The organism is Streptomyces sp. JK94, from assembly GCF_053613315.1.
Map to the genome: position 1 here is coordinate 20326 of NZ_JBSICH010000014.1, position 17603 is coordinate 37928.

At 75.2% G+C, this 17603-nt stretch carries 15 protein-coding genes; 7 read left to right on the top strand and 8 right to left on the bottom strand.

Annotated elements, in window-relative coordinates:
• Positions 1–78: 78 nt before the first annotated feature.
• The 3 genes from ACVV2G_RS13235 to ACVV2G_RS13245 form a co-directional block, all read right to left on the bottom strand.
• Positions 79–960, bottom strand: coding sequence for a hypothetical protein (locus ACVV2G_RS13235; RefSeq protein WP_453842878.1), 882 nt, complete (start codon positions 958–960; stop codon positions 79–81).
• A gap of 76 nt (positions 961–1036) precedes the next feature.
• The gene (locus tag ACVV2G_RS13240) at positions 1037–2563 is read right to left on the bottom strand and encodes a hypothetical protein (protein ID WP_453842879.1); all 1527 of its coding nucleotides are present in this window, start codon (positions 2561–2563) and stop codon (positions 1037–1039) included.
• 206 nt (positions 2564–2769) lie between these two features.
• A complete protein-coding gene (locus tag ACVV2G_RS13245) occupies positions 2770–3465 on the bottom strand; it encodes a GntR family transcriptional regulator (protein ID WP_453842880.1) in 696 nt (231 codons plus the stop codon).
• A 223-nt stretch (positions 3466–3688) separates the two neighbouring features.
• Between ACVV2G_RS13245 and ACVV2G_RS13250 the strand changes: the two genes are divergently transcribed.
• Genes ACVV2G_RS13250 through ACVV2G_RS13270 form a run of 5 tightly spaced genes read left to right on the top strand, consistent with a single transcriptional unit; the run spans position 3689 to position 8156 of the window.
• Positions 3689–5020, top strand: a complete 1332-nt coding sequence (locus ACVV2G_RS13250) for an MFS transporter (RefSeq protein WP_453843082.1) — start codon at positions 3689–3691, stop codon at positions 5018–5020.
• Positions 5021–5034: 14 nt separating this feature from the next.
• The gene (locus tag ACVV2G_RS13255) at positions 5035–5850 is read left to right on the top strand and encodes a putative hydro-lyase (protein ID WP_453843083.1); all 816 of its coding nucleotides are present in this window, start codon (positions 5035–5037) and stop codon (positions 5848–5850) included.
• 58 nt (positions 5851–5908) lie between these two features.
• Complete coding sequence (locus ACVV2G_RS13260; RefSeq protein WP_453842881.1) at positions 5909–6667, top strand: LamB/YcsF family protein; 759 nt, start codon at positions 5909–5911, stop codon at positions 6665–6667.
• Complete coding sequence (locus tag ACVV2G_RS13265; protein WP_453842882.1) at positions 6664–7290, top strand: 5-oxoprolinase subunit B family protein; 627 nt, start codon at positions 6664–6666, stop codon at positions 7288–7290. Before ACVV2G_RS13260 ends, ACVV2G_RS13265 begins: the two co-directional genes overlap by 4 nt.
• Entirely contained in the window at positions 7287–8156 is an 870-nt protein-coding gene (locus ACVV2G_RS13270) for a 5-oxoprolinase subunit C family protein (RefSeq protein ID WP_453842883.1), read from the top strand. The genes ACVV2G_RS13265 and ACVV2G_RS13270 overlap by 4 nt, the downstream gene beginning before the upstream one ends.
• 324 nt (positions 8157–8480) lie before the next feature.
• Here the strand turns inward: ACVV2G_RS13270 and ACVV2G_RS13275 are convergent, their stop codons facing one another.
• The 4 genes from ACVV2G_RS13275 to ACVV2G_RS13290 all read right to left on the bottom strand — a co-directional run bounded on the left by ACVV2G_RS13275 (position 8481) and on the right by ACVV2G_RS13290 (position 13260).
• Positions 8481–9746 (bottom strand): glycosyltransferase, encoded by a 1266-nt coding sequence (locus tag ACVV2G_RS13275; protein WP_453842884.1) that lies wholly within the window; start codon positions 9744–9746, stop codon positions 8481–8483.
• On the bottom strand, positions 9743–10870 hold the full coding sequence (locus tag ACVV2G_RS13280; RefSeq protein WP_453842885.1) for a glycosyltransferase family 4 protein: 1128 nt from the start codon (positions 10868–10870) through the stop codon (positions 9743–9745). Before ACVV2G_RS13280 ends, ACVV2G_RS13275 begins: the two co-directional genes overlap by 4 nt.
• Before the next feature lie 244 nt (positions 10871–11114).
• A complete protein-coding gene (locus tag ACVV2G_RS13285; protein ID WP_453842886.1) occupies positions 11115–12533 on the bottom strand; it encodes a HEAT repeat domain-containing protein in 1419 nt (472 codons plus the stop codon).
• A gap of 334 nt (positions 12534–12867) precedes the next feature.
• Positions 12868–13260: an ankyrin repeat domain-containing protein gene (locus ACVV2G_RS13290; protein WP_453842887.1), complete on the bottom strand. Its 393-nt coding sequence runs from the start codon at positions 13258–13260 to the stop codon at positions 12868–12870.
• Between the two features lie 323 nt (positions 13261–13583).
• On the opposite strand from ACVV2G_RS13290, the gene ACVV2G_RS13295 reads away from it, so the two are divergent.
• Positions 13584–13778 carry a hypothetical protein gene (locus ACVV2G_RS13295; RefSeq protein WP_003977410.1) on the top strand — a complete coding sequence of 65 codons (195 nt, stop codon included), beginning with the start codon at positions 13584–13586 and terminating at the stop codon, positions 13776–13778.
• A 52-nt stretch (positions 13779–13830) separates the two neighbouring features.
• Positions 13831–15828 (top strand): hypothetical protein, encoded by a 1998-nt coding sequence (locus tag ACVV2G_RS13300; protein ID WP_453842888.1) that lies wholly within the window; start codon positions 13831–13833, stop codon positions 15826–15828.
• 265 nt (positions 15829–16093) lie between these two features.
• Here the strand turns inward: ACVV2G_RS13300 and ACVV2G_RS13305 are convergent, their stop codons facing one another.
• Positions 16094–17596, bottom strand: a complete 1503-nt coding sequence (locus ACVV2G_RS13305) for an SCO1417 family PLP biosynthesis transcription factor (protein WP_453842889.1) — start codon at positions 17594–17596, stop codon at positions 16094–16096.
• Between the last annotated feature and the right edge of the window lie 7 nt (positions 17597–17603).

Below are 17603 nucleotides of genomic sequence, written 5' to 3' on the forward strand. Positions count from 1 at the left end.
GAGAGGGAAGTCGAGGGGACGAGAAGGATGTCGGGGAGACGGGAAGGAGGCCGGGGCGACGGGAGGGGGCGGTCGGGGTCAGGAAGAGTGGAACGGCAGCCCGGCGTCGGCCACCAGCTCCAGGTCCTCCGTCTCCTCGGCGGGCAGCAGCGTCGCCGTGCCGTCGGTCACCGGGACGACGCCCAGCTCCAGCAGCTCGGCCATGGCGGCACTGCCCGCCATGTCACGCACCTGGAGCTGGTAGCGGGCCGTGGTGCGGTACGTGCCGCCGTTCTCGTCGCCGGTGCGCTGGAGGAAGCCGGACTCGGTGAGGAAGGCGGCGGCCTTGCCGACGATGCCCGTGGTGGAGCCGGGGAGCCTGCGCGCGTCCTTGGTGGCGCCCGTGGAGCTGCGTCTGGCCCAGATCCGCCAGGCGGCCTCCAGGCCCGGGGCGCCGGTGGCCGGGTCGGTGTTCTCGCCCTGCTCCTCGGCCCGCTCCTCGAGCCGGCGGCAGGCCTGGCGGACGAAGGCGTCCACGCCGTTGACCGTGACACGGCCGATGTAGCCGTCGTCGGCGAGGTCCTCCGGGCGCGGGTAGGCCATGGCGGCGACGGCGAGGTGGGCGAGGCCGTGCAGGAAGCGGTCGCCGGAGTCGGTCGCGGCACGCCGCGCGTAGTCGCCCATGCGGACGGCGAACACCGAGTCCTCGGCGGCGGTCACGGCCATCCCCGCGCGCGGGGACACCTCCAGGACGATCAGCCCGAGTCCGGCGGCCACGGCGTCGGCGAGCCGCGCGAAGGGTGGGTCCTCGCGGTAGCGGCGCAGCAGGTCGGCGTACTCCTGGTCGCGGGCGGGCAGCAGCTTGGGCTGGAGGCCGAAGGCGACGAGCCGCGCCGCGTCGGCGGCGTCGGCGGGCGTGACGGCCGCGGTGGCCGGTGCGGCGCCCGCTTCCGGTTCGCTCCGGTCGACGTGCTCGGTCACGGTCGGTACTCCTTGCTGTGCTGGTGCATGTGCTGGTGCATGTGCTGGTGCGCGGGGGTGAGGTCGCGGGCGCCGGTCATGCCGCCTCCGTGCGGTCCGCGGCCATCCCGGCCGCATCCAGCAGCGCGGTGCCCACGATGAGGTCGGCGCCGCCGAACTCGGGGTCGTCCAGTTCGGTGCCGTCGTCCACGGCGAACAGCAGCTTGGGCTCGCCCTGCCGGTAGGCGGTGCCCACCGGCGGGCTGGCCGCGTGGACGGCCAGCAGCGCGACGAGGTACGGCAGGTCGGGGTCCTGGGCGCGGGCGTCGGCCAGCAGTCCGGAGAGCCGGCGCGGCGCGTCGTGCGGCAGGTCGAGCAGCTCCATGGCGGCGGCGAGCTGGCCCTCGCTGAAGCGGCTGTCGTCCGGGGTGGCGATCAGGTCGGGTTCCGGCATCTCGGCGCCGAGGTGCTCCCGCTCCACGGGCGGCGTCAGCAGCAGGTCGACGAGGTCGCCGACCCGGACCGAGACGGGCGTGCGCAGACCGGTGCCCCGCGCGAAGAAGGCGTCCGTGACGCGCAGCGCCCGCTCCAGGGGCAGCGGGAGGGCGGGGGCGAGGAGGTGGCCGTACAGGTCGAGGCCCGAGGTCGTCAGGGGGGTGCCGAAGGCCTGCCGGTCCTGTTCCGCGCGGAAGAGCGGCCCGGCCTCCAGGAGACGGGACTGGAGCTGGGTGTGGCGGCGGATGCAGTCCTTGACGATGTCGACGAGTTCGGCGGCGCGGCGCTTCTGCTCGGGGTCCTCGGACTCGTCGCGGGCCTTGCGGATGTTGGTGAGGATCGCGTTCTCGTGGCGGTACCGGTCGGCGACGTGGTCCAGTGCTTCGGCGATCATGTCGGGGACGGCGGTCAGCCAGTCCACCGCGCGGACGTTGCGCCGGGTGGCGTCCAGGGCCTTGCGGAGGGTCTCCGAGTACTGCACGGTCCGGTACCGGGCCTGCTCGGCGGCGAGCTGGGCGTCGGCGAGGCGGCCACGGCTGATCAGCACCTCCAGCTTGACCTCGGCGGCGATCTGGGCGCTGGTGACGTCGGTGTCGAGGGCGCCGACGAGGACGTTGACCGCCTCGTCCGTGGTGCGCAGGTAGATGGTGCCACCGGGACCGGGGACCTCTTCGAGCAGCTTGAAGTCGTAGTCCCGGCGCACGTAGGTGCCGTCCGGTCCGAAGGTGCCGTACACCGCGCGGAAGCCGCGGTCGACGCTGCCGACGTTGATCAGGTTCTCCAGGACCCAGCGGGCCACCCGCTCGTGCTCGGCGGCGGGCCGTGCCGGGGCCTGGGCGGCGACGCGCGGGGTCAGCCGGGCCACTATCTGGTCGTGGTCGGCGCCGGTGTCGAAGTCCATGGTGAGCGTGACGAGGTCGATGGCGGCGAGGGCGACCTCCGCCATGCCGTACACCGAGTACTCACCGGCGAGGTTCGCCTTGCGCGCGTCGAGGTCGTGCAGCGGGGCCGTGCAGGCGAGCGCACGCAGCCGCCGCGCCAGTCCCTCGTCGGCGGCCGGGCCCGTCGCAGGGCGCGGCCCCGCGCTGAGCTGGGGCGGAACGCTGTCCGTCGGTGCAGGCGAAGTCACGGTGCACAGACTAGGTCCTCGGTCCGACAACGGCCCAAACGGCGCAGATGCTCCCCCGCACGACGGGCACGTGGAACGCCCGCCCCGGCCCGCGGCCCGGCCTGCGGACCCTGGCCCGCCCCCTGATCCGGCCTGCGGCACCCGGCCCCGGCCGCCGCTCCGGTCGGCGGCACGCGCCCCGCCCCGCTCCCTCCGGCGCCGTCGGTCTACCCGTCGTCCCCGACCCGGCGCAGGTAGACCTCGACGACCCGCTTCAGCGAGTTCCGGAGGTAGACGCCGAGCAGTCGCTCCGCCGTCTCCCGCTCGCCGTTCTCCAGCGCCGCGAGGATCTCCGCGTTCCGCGCGATGTACGGCTCGTGCAGGCGCCGCGGGTCGTCCACGACGTGGAAAGCGAGACGCAGTTCGGCGAAGACGCTGCGCATCAGCTCGTCCGTGCGTTCGCTGCCGGCGAGGGCGACCAGTTCCCGGTGGAAGTGGATGTTGGCCGTACCCACACCTTTCCAGTCACCTTCGCGGGCCGACCGACGCCCCTCCTCGACCGCCTCGGCGAGCGCGTCCAGGGCGTACGGCGGCTCGCCGAGGCTCCGGACGACGGCGCACTCGACGAGGGACCGGGTGCGGTATATGTCCTCCACGTCCTCGACCGTCAGGACCCGGACGAAGACGCCCCGGTTCAGCTCGTGGACGAGCAGGCGTTCGTGGGTGAGCAGCCGGAACGACTCGCGCAGGGTGTTGCGGGAGACTCCGAGCGCGCCGCCGATGCTGTCCTCCGACAACCGGGTCCCGGGTGGGAAGTAGCCCTCGGCGATCCGGCTCCTGAGGATGTCCGAGACCCGCTCGGCGGTGCTGGTCCGCCCAAGGAGGGCGCGGTCGTCGGCCAGTCCCGTCAACTGCTCTGCCATGCCCGGAATTCAACCGCAGACGCCAGAACGAAACAACAGGGGTATTGAGGGATCGTTGAACGATCCCCTACGGTGCCTTCAGGTGGCGGCTCCCCGGCACGGGACACGGCACGACGCCCGGCACGACACCCGCTCCCCCACCGCACCGACCGGCCCACCGCACCACCGCACCGACCGGCTCACCCTCGGCAAGCACCCTCCGTCCTCCCTCTGCGAGGTGCTCATGAGCACGACCCCTCCACCGCGGTCCCTGTCCGCCGAAGTGTCCGCCGAAGCCCGTCCCGGCACCGTCGAACCCCTCTCGGACGGCGGCCCGTTCGGCTGGTTGCGCGCCCTCGGTCCGCGGGGCCGCCGCGCCTTCGGCGGCGCGTTCGGCGGCTACGCCCTCGACTCGTACGACTACTTCACCCTGCCGCTGACCATGGTCGCGCTGGCCGCGTACTTCGGCCTGGACAGCGGCCAGACCGGGCTGCTCACGACGGTCACGCTGGTGGTCTCCGCGGTCGGCGGCGCCCTCGCGGGTGTCCTGGCGGACCGCATCGGCAGGGTCAAGGCCCTGCTGCTCACCGTCATCACCTACGCCGTGTTCACGGTGGCCTGCGGATTCGCGCCCAACTACGAGACGCTGCTGGTCTTCCGCGCACTTCAGGGCCTCGGCTTCGGCGGTGAGTGGGCGGTCGGCGCGATCCTGGTCGCCGAGTACGCGAGCGCCAGGCACCGGGGACGCACGCTGGGCGCGATCCAGAGTTCCTGGGCCGTGGGCTGGGCGCTCGCCGTGGTCGTGTACACGCTGGTGTTCTCGCTGGTCGGGGACGACCTGGCCTGGCGCGTCATGTTCTGGACGGGTGCGCTGCCGGCGCTGCTCGTGGTCTGGGTGCGGCGCAGCGTGCACGACGCGCCCAGGGCCGCCGAGGTCCGCGAGAAGGGCACGCGGAAGGGCTCGTTCGCGGCGATCTTCGAGCCCGGCACGGCCCGCACGCCGGGCCTGCTGCGTGTCACGCTCTTCGCGAGCCTGCTCTCCACCGGTGTCCAGGGCGGCTACTACACCCTCGCCACCTGGGTGCCGACCTATCTGAAGGACGAGCGCGGCCTGTCGGTCGTGGGCACGGGCGGGTACCTGACGTTCCTCATCTCGGGCGCCTTCACCGGCTACCTCACCGGCGGCTACCTCACCGACCTCCTCGGCCGCAGGCGCAACATCTGGCTCTTCGCCCTGCTGTCGGCCGTGTGCATCCTGGCGTACGCGAACATTCCCGGCGGCGCCGACACCCTGCTCCTGGTGCTCGGTTTCCCGCTCGGCTTCTGCATGTCGGCGATCTTCAGCGGCTTCGGCTCGTACCTGAGCGAGCTGTACCCGACGGCCGTGCGGGGCGCGGGCCAGGGCTTCACGTACAACACCGGACGCGCCGTGGGCGCCGTCTTCCCGACGACGGTCGGCTTCCTGGCCGGCAGCTGGGGCGTGGGCGGCGCGCTGGTCTTCGGCGCCATCGGCTACGGCATCGCGGCACTGGCTCTGCTGGGGCTGCCCGAGACACGCGGAAGGGAACTGACGTGAAGCAGTCGCACCGCATGGCCGAGGACCGGCCGATCGTCCTCGTCGACGAGCACGCGCACGCGTGGAGTGCGAAAACGGCCCGCTCCCGCCTGCGCGAGGGCCTGACCGGGCCCACGGCCGGGGTCGCGGCCGGGCGCACCCAGGCCAACCTGATCTCGGTGCCCGCCGGCTGGGCGTACGACATGCTGCTCTTCTGCACCCGCAATCCGGGGCCCTGCCCGGTGCTCGACGTCACGGACGCCGGGTCCTGGACCACCGTGCTGGCCGACGGTGCCGACCTGCGCACCGACCTGCCGCGCTACCGGGTGTGGCGGGACGGCGCGCTGGTGGACGAACCGACGGACGTGCGCGCCCACTGGCGGGACGACCTGGTGTCGTTCCTGATCGGCTGCAGTTTCACCTTCGAGTGGGCGCTGGCCTCGGCCGGTGTTCCCCTCCGGCATGTCGAGCAGGGCCGCAACGTCCCGATGTACGTCACCACCCGGCGGTGCCGTCCGGCCGGCCGGCTGCACGGGCCGATGGTCGTGTCCATGCGTCCGGTGCCGCCCGCGCACCTGTCGGCGGCGATCCGCGAGACCAGCCTGCTCCCCGCCGTCCACGGCGGGCCGGTGCACTGCGGGGACCCGTCGGCGCTCGGCATCGACGACCTGGGCCGGCCGGACTTCGGGGACCCGGTGGACGCCCAGCCGGACGACATCCCGGTCTTCTGGGCCTGCGGGGTGACCCCGCAGGCGGCCGTCATGGCCTCGCGGCCGCCCTTCGCGATCACCCACGCACCGGGGCAGATGTTCCTCACCGACGTCCGGGACGAGCAGTACCGCGTGGTGTGATCCGGCCGCCCCGCCGCACAGCCGAGACCGCAGACACGAGACCGGAGACACTGGAGACATGACCTCGATCGACCTCAACGCCGACCTCGGCGAGGGCTTCGGCCGCTGGCGGCTCACCGACGACGAGGGCCTGCTCTCCGTCGTCACCAGCGCCAACGTGGCCTGCGGCTTCCACGCCGGGGATCCGGCCACCATGCGGCGGGTGTGCGAACGGGCGGCCGAGCGGGGCGTGACGATCGGCGCCCAGGTCTCCTACCGGGACCTGGCCGGTTTCGGACGGCGCGCGATGGACGTGCCCTCCGCCGAGCTGGCGGCCGAGGTGGCCTACCAGATCGGCGCCCTGGAGGTCTTCGCACGGTCGGCGGGCACGCGCGTGGCGTACGTCAAGCCGCACGGTGCCCTGTACAACCGGGTGGTCCGGGACGCGGAGCAGGCCGCCGCCGTCGTCGACGGGGTGCTCCTGGCGGGCGGCGCCCTGCCGGTGCTCGGGCTGCCCGGCTCGCGCGTGCTGGAGCTGGCCGGCCGGGCCGGGCTGCCGGCCGTCCCGGAGGCGTTCGCGGACCGGGCGTACACCGACGAGGGCACGCTCGTGCCGCGCGGGCAGGACGGCGCCGTGGTCGCCGACCCGGACGCCGTGGTGGGGCGTTCGGTGGAGCTGGCCGGTTCCGGCACGGTCACCACCCGCTCGGGGGCCCGGGTCGAGGTGCGCGCGCGTTCCCTGTGCGTGCACGGCGACACGCCCGGCGCGGTGGACCTGGCCCACCGGGTACGGCAGCGGCTGGAGGCGTCGGGGATCCGGGTGGAGGCCTTCGCGTGAACGTCCTGCGGGTCGGCGACGACGCCCTGCTCGTGGAGGTCTCCTCGGGCGACGAGGCCGAGGCGCTCCATGCGGAGCTGCTGCGGCGCCGCGCGGAGGGCGCACTCGCGGCCCGGGAGATCGTCCCGGCGGCCCGCACCGTCCTCCTCGACGGCCTCACCGACCCCGTCCGGCTGGCGTCCGAACTGGCCTCCGCCGAGATACCGCCCGCTCCCCCGCGCGCGGGCCGGGTCGTCGAGCTCCCGGTCCGCTACGACGGCCCGGACCTGGCCGACGTCGCGGCACACTGGGGCGTGAGCGAGGGGGAGGTGGCGCGCGTCCACGCGGGCACCGAGTTCCGGGTCGCCTTCTGCGGATTCGCGCCCGGTTTCGGGTACCTGACCGGTCTGCCCGCGCGCTACGACGTGCCGCGCCGGGACACCCCGCGCACGGCCGTCCCGGCCGGTTCGGTGGCGCTGGCGGGCCCGTACACGGGCGTGTACCCGCGTTCCTCGCCGGGCGGCTGGCAGTTGATCGGTACGACGGACGCCGTCCTGTGGGACCACACACGCGTGCCGGCGGCGCTGCTGTCGCCGGGTACGCGCGTGCGCTTCGTCGCCCACGGACACCGGGAGGGTTCATGACGGACCGTGCGCTCGCCGTCGTCCGCGCCGGGGCCATGACCACCGTGCAGGACCGGGGCCGCCCCGGCCACGCGCACCTCGGCGTCCCCCGCTCGGGGGCGCTCGACGCGCCGGCGGCCGCGCTGGTCACCCGGCTGGTCGGCGATCCGCCCGGCACCGCCGTCCTGGAGACCACGCTCACCGGCTGCGCCCTGCGTCCGCGCTGTGCGGTGACCGTGGCGGTCGGCGGCGCCCCGTGCCCGGTGACGGTGGACGGGCGGCCGGCGCCCTGGGGCGCGCCGGTCCACGTACCGGCGGGTGCGCTGCTGGACGTCGGTGCGGCCGTGACCGGCGTCCGCGCCTACGTGGCCGTCTCCGGCGGCGTCCTCGTGGAGCCGGTCCTCGGCAGCCGCTCCACCGACCTGCTGTCCGGTCTCGGGCCGCCGCCCCTCACCGACGGCACGGTGCTTCCCCTGGGGCGACCGCGCGGACAGCACGCGCGCGTGGACGCGGCCCCGCAGCCCGCGCCCCCGGCGGAGCTGGTCCTGCGGGTGACGCCGGGCCCGCGCGCCGACTGGTTCACACCCGAGGCGGTACGGACGTTCACCTCCCGGGCCTACCGGGTGTCGTCCGCGAGCAACCGCATCGGGCTGCGCACGGACGGGCCCGCGCTGCAGCGCGCCCGCTCCGGCGAACTCGCCAGTGAGGGGATGGTGCTGGGCGCGGTGCAGGTGCCGCCCGCCGGCAGGCCGGTGGTGTTCCTCGCCGACCACCCGACGACCGGTGGCTACCCGGTGATCGGCGTCGTCCGCACGGCCGACCTCCCGGCGGCGGCCCAGGCGGCACCGGGCACGCCGGTCCGCTTCGTGGCCGTACGCGGGCGCTGAGCACCGCGGTGCCGCGTGCGCGCGCCTGCTCGGCCGGCGCGCACCGTCGACCGGGCCGCCGGCCCCGCGCCCTCCGTGCCGGGCCGCGGAGCGGGGCGGGGCGGGGCGGGGCGGGGCGGGGCGGGGCGGCGGCCGGCCGTGGCTCCCGGCGACGTCACGGGCCCGCGTCCCTCGGAGGGCGAGGCCGGCGCGCCCCACGTCGTCCGGCGAGCAGGCGCCGAGCAGCGCAACCGCCCGGCCGCACCAACCGCCCCATCCCGCCGGGTCGCCGCGGCCCTCGGCAGGTCAGTCGCCGGGGGCCGAGGGCCGCGGCCCGGACACGCCTCACGGCACGGTGTGCGGCCGTACGGGGCGCGCGGGCAGCATCGCGTCGTGCGGCGGTACGGAACGCGCGGGCGCCGTCGCATCGTGCGGCCGTACGGAACGTACCGACACCGTCGCATCGTGCGGCCGTACGGGACGCGCGGGCACCGTCGCGTCGTGCGCGGCCAGGAACGCCTCGACCGCCGCGTCCCAGCCGAAGTGCTCCGCACGCGCGCGTGCGGCCTCCCGCCGGTCCGTCTCCCGCCGTCCGAGGAGCAGTTCCACGGCGTCCGCGAAGGCCTCCCCCCGGTCGGCGGCGACGGCACCGGCGGGGCCGATCACCTCCGGCAGCGCCGACGACGCGCTGGCCACCACGGGCGTACCGCACGCCATCGCCTCCAGCGCGGCGAGTCCGAAGGTCTCGGCCGGTCCGGGCGCCAGGCACACGTCGGCGGACGCCTGGAGCGCGCCGAGCAGTGCTCGGTCGGCGACGTGCCCGAGGAAGGTCACGGACAGTCCGCTTTCCCGCGCCCGCTGTTCGAGCCGCGCACGCAGCGGCCCGTCGCCGGCGACCACCAGCACCGCCCGCACTCCGCGGCGCCGGAGCGCCGCCAGCGCGTCGAGCGCGGTGCCGGGCCGCTTCTCCACGGACAGCCGGGAGCACATCACCAGCAGCGTCTCGTCCACGCGCGCGTGCCGGGCGCGCAGCCCGGGGTCACGCAGCGCCGGATGCCGCCCGGCCAGGTCGACGCCCAGAGGCGCCCGTACGACGTTGCGGGCCCCGACGCGGACGAACTCCCGCTCGGCGAACTCCGTGGTGCACACCACGCGCGCGTAGGTGTGCGCCGTACGGATGTTGAGGGCGTCGGCGGTGCGCCGGGCCGCGCGCTCGGACAGGCCCCAGGTGCGCAGCACCCCGTCGGTGGTCTCGTGGGACACCATCACGGCGGGGACCCGGGCCCGCCGGGCCCACTTGCCGGTCCAGCGCAGCGTGGTGCGGTCGGACACCTCCAGGCGGTCGGGTGCCAGCTCCTCCAGGAGCGCGGCCACCCGCCGCCTGTCGGTCAGGACGCGGTAGCCGCCGGTGCCCGGCAGCGGCGGTCCGGGCAGGGTGATCACCCGGCCCTGCTCGGTCTCCCGGTCGTCGGCGCGCTCCCCGGGGACGATCAGCACGGGTTCGTGCCCGGCCGTCCGGTACCCCTTGCCCAGCTCGCGCAGCGCGGTGCGCAGGCCGCCCGACGCGGGCGCGACGAAGTTGGCGAGCCGGACGATCCGCAGGGCGCTCATGCCGCCAGCACCGCCTTGCGCGAGGCCAGCACGTCCGTGTAGTGCCCGACCAGCCGGTCGCCGACGGCCGCCCAGGTGCGTCCCTCGACGGCGGCCCGCCCCGCGGCACCGTACCCGGCCCGCAGTGCGGGGTCGGCGGACAGGGACCAGACCGCGTCCCGGAGGGCGCCGGCGTCGCGCGGCGGCACCAGCAGACCGGTGCGCCCGTGGGCGACGAGGTCCAGCGGGCCGCCCGCGGCGGGCGCGACGACGGGCACGCCGCTGGCCATGGCCTCCTGCACGGTCTGGCAGAACGTCTCGAAGGGGCCGGTGTGCGCGAAGACGTCCAGCGAGGCGAAGACCCGGGCGAGGTCGTCGCCGGTACGGCGGCCCAGGAAGACCGCGCCCGGCAGCGCCTGCTCCAGGCCCGGCCGGCTCGGCCCGTCCCCGACGACCACGACGCGTACACCGTCCAGGCCGCAGACCCCGGACAGCAGCTCCACCTGCTTCTCGGGGGCGAGCCGTCCGACGTAGCCGACGATCAGTTCGCCGTCGGGGGCGAGTTCGCGGCGCAGCGCCTCGTCGCGCAGGCCGGGCCGGAAGCGGACGGTGTCCACGCCGCGCGGCCACAGCGCCACCCTGGGCACGCCGTGCGCCCGGAGGTCGCGCAGGGCCGCACCGGACGGGGCGAGGGTGAGGTCGGCGGCGGAGTGCACGGAGCGGATGCGCCGCCAGGCCGCCGCCTCGCCCGCGCCCACGTACGTACGGGCGTATCCGGCGAGGTCGGTCTGGTACACGGCCACGGCGGGCACACCGAGCCGGGCGGCGGCGGCCATGCCCCGGACGCCGAGGACGAACGGACTGGCGAGGTGGACGAGGTCGGCACGGTGCTCGGTGATCGCGGCGGCCACGCGGCGGCTGGGGAGGGCGACGCGGACCTGGGGGTAGCCGGGGAGCGGGAGGGAGGGGATCCGGACGAGGGGACACGGGGCGGAGGCGTCCGCGGTGGTGCCGGGGGCGGTGGCCGGGGCGACGACGACGCAGTCGTGACCGCGGTCGACGAGGTGCCGGGCGGTCTGGAGCGCGCAGTGGGCCACGCCGTTCACATCGGGGGGAAAGGATTCGGTCACGATGACGACACGCATACCCGTGTTGTCGCCGGACCGGACGTGCTCGCGTCAACGTCGATCTTTCCGGGCGGGGAACGTCCCATGAGCGTTGCCCCGTCCACCCGGGCGGGTCGGGCCGTGGCCATGCCCGACTGGTCCGCGGGTCATCCGCCGTTCACACGGAGGGGCCGCCGCCCCGGCTTCCGGGCCTCGGCCGGCGGGCGGACGGGCGCCCGGCACCCCGCCCGCCATGCACGTGCCCGTGCCCGTGCTGGCACGCTCACACCGTGGGCATGTCCGGTCCGAAGCGGCTGCGCACGGCCGTCTGGACCTCGTCCTCCTCGGCCGGATCGGCGGCCAGCCTGCGCAGCCGTTCGACGACGCGGTTGTCACCGGTCTCGGCGTGGTGGGCGGCGAGTTCGCGGGTGGTCTCCTCGCAGTCCCACAGGCACTCGATGGCGAATCCGGCGGCGAAGGACGGGTCGGTGGCGGCCAGCGCACGGGCGGCCCGGCCGCGCAGGTGGGAGGAGGCGGTCTCGCGGTAGATGTGGCGCAGTACGGGAGCCGCGCAGGCGATGCCGAGCCGGCCGGTGCCGTCGACCAGGGTCCACAGCGTCTGCGCGTCCGGGCCCTCGTCGCGCACCGCCTCCCGGAGGGCGGCGAGGACGAGGTCGCGGTCCCGCGCTCCGCCCCGGCAGGCGAGCACGCGGCCGGCGGCGGCGCCCAGGGCGTCGGGCCGGTGGACCCAGCCGCGCGCGCGGTCCACGGCGGCGAGGCCGCGCATGCGCTCGAAGGCGGCGACGGCGGCCTCCACCACCGGGGCCGAGCCGGTGGTCACGGCGCCCTCGATCAGGGCGAGGGCGTCCGGATCGTTGCCGTCGGCGAGGTAGTGCAGGGCGGTGCAGCGGGCGCCCTCGGCGCCGCACCGGGCGGCCTCGACGATCTCGGGCCGGTCCTCGGGGCCGGCAACGGCGGTGAGGCACCGGGCGGCCGGCACGTGCAGCGCGACGCCGCGCTCGACACCCTGGTCGGCCCACTCGAACACGGCCCGCACGCTCCAGCCCGGTCGCGGGCCGGCGGGACTCATCTGCCGCTGCCAGCGGTCGAAACAGCCCGTCTCCCGAGCGGCACGCACGCGCGTGGCGATCGACTCGCGCGGATCGTCGGCCCACAGCCGCCAGGGGCGGGGTTCGAAGGCGTCGCGTACGGCGACGGCCAGCTCGGCCTCGCCCTCGGCGTCGCGCGGGAAGCGTGCCAGGACGGGGGCGGCGAGGGCACGCAGCCCGGCGTCGTCGTCGCGCAGGGCCAGCTCGTCCAGGGCCCACGCCCAGTTGGTGCCGTGGGCGGCGTACCCGCGCAACAGCCCGAGCGCGTCGAGCCTGCCGTAGGACGCGAGGTGGCCGAGGACCGCGAGGGCGAGCCCGGTGCGTGACTCGTCGGAGTCGAGGATGTCCTCGGGGTCGAAGAGGTGGGCCTCGATCGCGTCCAGCTCGCCGTTCAGGTCGAGGTAGAGGCGGGCGTAGTAGAGGGAGCGGTTCTCGACCTGCCAGTCGTGGCGGGGGTCGTGCAGCACACAGTGGTTCAGTGCCGCGAGCGCTTCGGTCCGCGGAGCGGTGAGCGCATGCAGCGTGCCGTCGCCGCGACCCCGCTGAAGCAGGCCGAGCAGCGTACCGCTGGGCGCTATGACCGGATCGAACATGGGAAACAGCCTCACATCAAGCGTCGACGCAACCGGGGAGCACGCGTTACCTGGCCGTGCGCCAACACGTCGGAGCGCCCGCCGTCTCTTGCTTGCTGAAGACCATGTTCCTCTGCCTCTCGTCGATGGCCCGTGCGGGCCGTGTCACGGGCCGCGCGGTGCGGCAACACCTGCCCAGCCATCACGTCCGTGAACCACGTCGTCATGATGACCCGGCGGTCACATCTGCCGCGACCGAAATTTCGGCGGCCCTGTATCGCCTCCCCCGTTTTTCGTGTTTTCCCTGGTCGGAATGGGTGGGGCCGATCCGGAGCGGTCCCGGCCCGGCGTCCGGTCACCGGGTGCCGAACAGCTCCAGCAGCTCCGTCCGGGCGAACATCCGCGCCGTGTCGACGGCCGACGGGGTACCCGCGGCCGGATCGGCACCGGCCTCCAGAAGCGCCCTGGTCACTTCCGTCTCACCCTTGAAGGCGGCCCCGGCAAGCGGCGTCTGACCGCGGTCGTTGATGCGGTCGGCCTCGGCGCCACGGGCCAGCAGCGCCCGCACCGCTTCGGCGTGGCCGTGGTAGGCGGCGAGCATGACGAGGGAGTCGCCGCGGTCGTTGGTGAGGTTGGCCGGGACCCCGGCGTCCACGTACGCCACCAGTTCCTCGGTCCGCCCCTGCCGGGCCAGATCGAAGATCTTGGTCGCCAGCTCCACGACCTCGGGGTCGGGGGCTTCACTCATCGGCCGGACCACCTCTCACTACGAACGCTGCACACGTCGTGAACGTTGGGGACTTCGGGGCCGCACGGCCACGAGCGGTGCGGCCGTACAGGTGAATCGCCAGGGTAACGGCTCGTGCCGCGCGCGAGCCGACGTGCCCGAGGTAAAGATCGGCACGGACCCGGCCGGGCGCAACCGCCCAGCTCAACCGGCCCAGCGGATCACTGCGCCACCTGAGGCAATTTCGCGGGATTTCGCCCGTTTGCACCTTTTATCGTATGGATACATGCTGTGAGCCTGGAAGTACTCATGGTGACTGTCCCCCGCGAAACCAGGAGAACTCAATGATCCTCTCGATCTCAGGCGTGGTCCTGCTCGGCATCGTCGTCTTCATCTTCTTCCGCAAGGACGGCCTCAAGGCCTCGCACGCGCTGGTCGCGGTCCTGTTCGGGTTCTATCTCGCCAGCACGGCCATCGCCCCGAGCATCAAGGCGGGCGGCGAGAGCCTGGCGGGCCTCCTCGGCGGAATCAAGTTCTGACGGCCCGCACCACCACCCGACATCCGCACGTACGCACTTCCAGGAGGCAGCAGTGGCCCGGCGGCCCCTCCCCCGCATTCTGAGCAACGGCGGCGCACAGCTCGCCCGGAGCCGGGAGCTGGCCCGGACGGCGGCCGACAGCGCCACCGATGTCCTCCAGCCGTTGATCACGATCGCCCGCGGTCTGCGCCGCCTGGCCGCGGCCGCGCGGCGCAGATGGACCGAGACCCCCAAGGACCGGCGCGGCGCGCTGCTGTTCCTGGTGGCCTCGGTGGTCCTGGCCGTGGCTCTCGTGCCCTACGGCCCACTGCTCGCCGCCGTCACCCTGATGGCGGCGGCCGCCTGGCAGGGCCGGGACCGCACCCCACCGGTGCCGGACGGCCCCGACGACTCCGAGACCAAGCGCCTGCAGTCGCTCTACGAGGCCTTGGTCCCGTACTTCTCGCTCGCCGAGGACCCCGACCCCCTCTACTCCCACGGGGGTGAGTGGGAGAAGGCGTTCCCGGCGTACGAGTTCGACGCCAACGGCCGCTTCGCCCACCTGGTGGTCCGCTATCCCGCGTTCTTCACCGACGGGGAGGCCGAGGCCCGCGCCCGCATCGAGCACCTGCTCGCCGCCAAGGCGGGGCGGGGACGCGAGTACCACTTCGCGTGGGACGAGGAGGCCAACCACCTCTCCGTCGACGTGCTCGCGGCGCTGCCCACCGACATCGCCGTCCAGCGGTTCGTGACGGCGCCCGGCGAGACGGTCCTCGGCTTCACCGACCCGACCCGGGTCCAGCGCACCCTCCCGCTCACCCATGGCGAGGAGCGGCGGGACGTCCCGCCGGTCGTCTGGCGCACCGGCATCCGCTCGACCGAGCCCCACCTGCTGGCCCTGGGGCAGCCCGGGACGGGCACCTCCACCCTGCTGCGCTCGGTGGCGCTGCAGGCCCTGCACCACGGCGACCTGCTGATCGCCGACGGCGGCGGCACCGGCGAGTACGCCTGCCTGGTCGGCCGGGACGGCGTACTCGCCGTCGAGTGCGGCCTCACCGGGGCGCTGACGAGCCTCGAATGGGCCGCGGCCGAGACGGAACGACGGCTGATCGCCGTCAACCGGGCCCGGCAGGAGGGCCGGCCTCCGCCCGACGACACCCGGCGGCCCCTGTGGGTCTTCCTCGACCGGCCGAGCGCGTTCGCGCACCTGGCCGCCACGGACGGCCGCAGGGACCCGCAGTCCCTGCTCCAGATCCCGCTGCGTCACGGCCGCGCCGCGAACGTGACGGTGGTCGTCGCCGACCAGCTGGACGCCCTGGACAGCCTCAGCGACGCCGTACGACAGCACACGCGCGCGCGGGTCGTCCTCGGCCCGGCCACGGCGGACGAGCTGACGGCCGTGCTGGGCGCTCCCCCGCACACCACTCCCGTCGACCAGGTCCCGCCCGGCCGCGGCTACGCCCGCCTGGGCACCGGCCCGGTGCACCGCCTCCAGGTCCCGGCCACGCCGGACCCGTACGACGACGCGACCAGCGAAGCGCACCGACAGGCCGTCCTCTGCCTGCTCCCGCCGCGCACGACGCCCGCGGACGGGGAGCGGGCTCCGGTACCCGTGGAGGCGGAGCGCGTCTCCACCGCGAAGGCCGTCCCCGCGGAGCAGCCCGCCCCCACCGGCACCACGCACCCGACCGACGAGAAGGCCCCCACGGGCAGGACCGTCTCCGTCGGGAAGAAGGGCACCCCGGGCCGGGAGGAGGTCGGTCCCGGCGAGTCCGGGGCGGACGCCGGGCCGGCACCGGTCGTGGCCGGCGTCGCTTCGGCACCGGTCGCGGCGGGCGTCGCTTCGGCACCGGTCGTCGTGGCCGAGCCGGCCCGGGCCGTGGCGGGCGTCGAATCCGCACCGGTCGTGGTGGAAGCGGCGGCGACAGCGGTCGTGGTGAAGGCCGAGCCGGCACCGGTCGTGGTGGAAACGGCGGCTACCGTGTCGCAGGTCCCGTCGGAGGCGGCGGCCGCGGAGCCGGCCCGCGAGGGGAAGGTCCCGGCCGAAGCGGTCGCGGCGGAGACCTCCTGACCACTCCACCCGTACTGGACCGGTCGCGGCGGGACCTCCTGACGCCCCCGGACCGAAGCGGCCCACTCCGCCGCGGACCGGACGCGACCCGGCCCGGAGCCGCCGGACCGTTCCCGGGGTGACCTCCGGCCCCGCCCGCCGGTCCGCCGCCTCGGCGGTCCCGCCCCGGCAGCACCGTCCGGGACGCGACCACCGAGGCGGACCGGCTTCTCCGGCCCCGGGCCCCCCGGGACTGGCGGTTCCCCCGGGACCGGCGGCTCCCCCGTTACGCCACGAACGTGCGCGGCCCTTCGCCGCCGCCGACGCCACCGCCGCTCTCCACCAGCCGGGCCGCCGCGGCCAGGCGTGCCGCCGCCTCCTCGGCCACCGCCCCGCCGACGGTGAACGGCAGCCGGACGTAGCCCTCGAAGGCCCCGTCGACCCCGAACCGCGGCCCGGAGGGGACCCGGACTCCCACCCGCTCCCCCGCCTCGGCGAGCCGTGAGCCCGACAGGCCGCCGGTCCGCACCCACAGGGTGAGCCCGCCGCGCGGCACCTCGAACTCCCAGTCGGGCAGTTCGCGGCGCACCGCGGCCACCAGCTCGTCCCGGTTCTGCCGGGCCTGCGCGCGGCGCACCGCCACGGCCTGCTCCCAGCCCCCGGTGCTGAACAGCCAGTTCACGGCCAGTTGCTCCAGCACGGGCGTGCCCAGGTCGGCGTACGCGCGCGCGGCGACCAGGCTGCGGATCACGTCGGGCGCGGCGCGGACCCAGCCGATGCGCATCCCGGCCCAGAAGGCCTTGCTGGCGGAGCCGACGGTGACGACCGTGGAGCCGGCCGGGTCGAAGGCGCACACCGGGCGCGGCATCTCGACCTCGTCGTCCAGCCACAGCTCGCTCATCGTCTCGTCGGCCACGAGCACCGTCCCCGCCGACCGGGCCGCGTCCACCAGCCGCCGCCGCTGGTCGTCGTCGGCGAGCGCGCCGGTGGGGTTGTGGAAGTCGGCGACCACGTACGCGATGCGGGGCGCGGCGTCGCGGAGCACCTGGCGCCAGCGGTCCACGTCCCAGCCGGTGAGCCCCTCGGCCATCGCGACGGGGACCAGCCGGGCCCCGGCCTCGCGCATCAGCTGGAGGATGTTGGCGTACGAGGGGGACTCCACGGCGATGCGCTCCCCACGCCCCCCGAACAGGTGACAGATGGCGTCGATCGCGCCCATCGCCCCCGTGGTCACCATGATCTGCTCGGGCATGGTCGGGATGCCGCGCGCGGTGTAGCGCTCGGCGATCATGGCGCGCAGCGCGGGCAGCCCGGCCGGGTAGTCGCCGTGGGTGTGCGCGTAGGGGGGCAGCTCCTCCAGAGCGCCCTGCACGGCCCGGGTGAGCCAGGGCTCGGGTGCGGGGAGCGCCGCGCAGCCGAGGTCGATCATCGAGCCGAGCGCCTCGGGCGGCAGGGGCTCCAGCCCGCGCGCCGGCAAGGGGTTCCCGGCGGGCACGGCGGTCCAGCTGCCCGCGCCGCGCCGGGACTCCAGGAAGCCCTCGGCGCGCAGGGCCTCGTAGGCGGCGGCGACGGTGGTACGGCTGACGGTCAGGGACAGGGCCAGCTCGCGTTCGGCGGGCAGCCGGGCGGCGACCGGCACCCGCCCTTCGAGCACGAGCAGCCGGATGCCGTCCGCGAGCGCGCGGTAGGCGGGCGGGCGACGGGTGCCGGGCCCGGCCGGGCGCTCCTGCTGGGAGCCGAGCAGCCGGGCGAGCTGCCCCGCCCCCACGGCCGAGGTCCACTGCACCATGTGAATC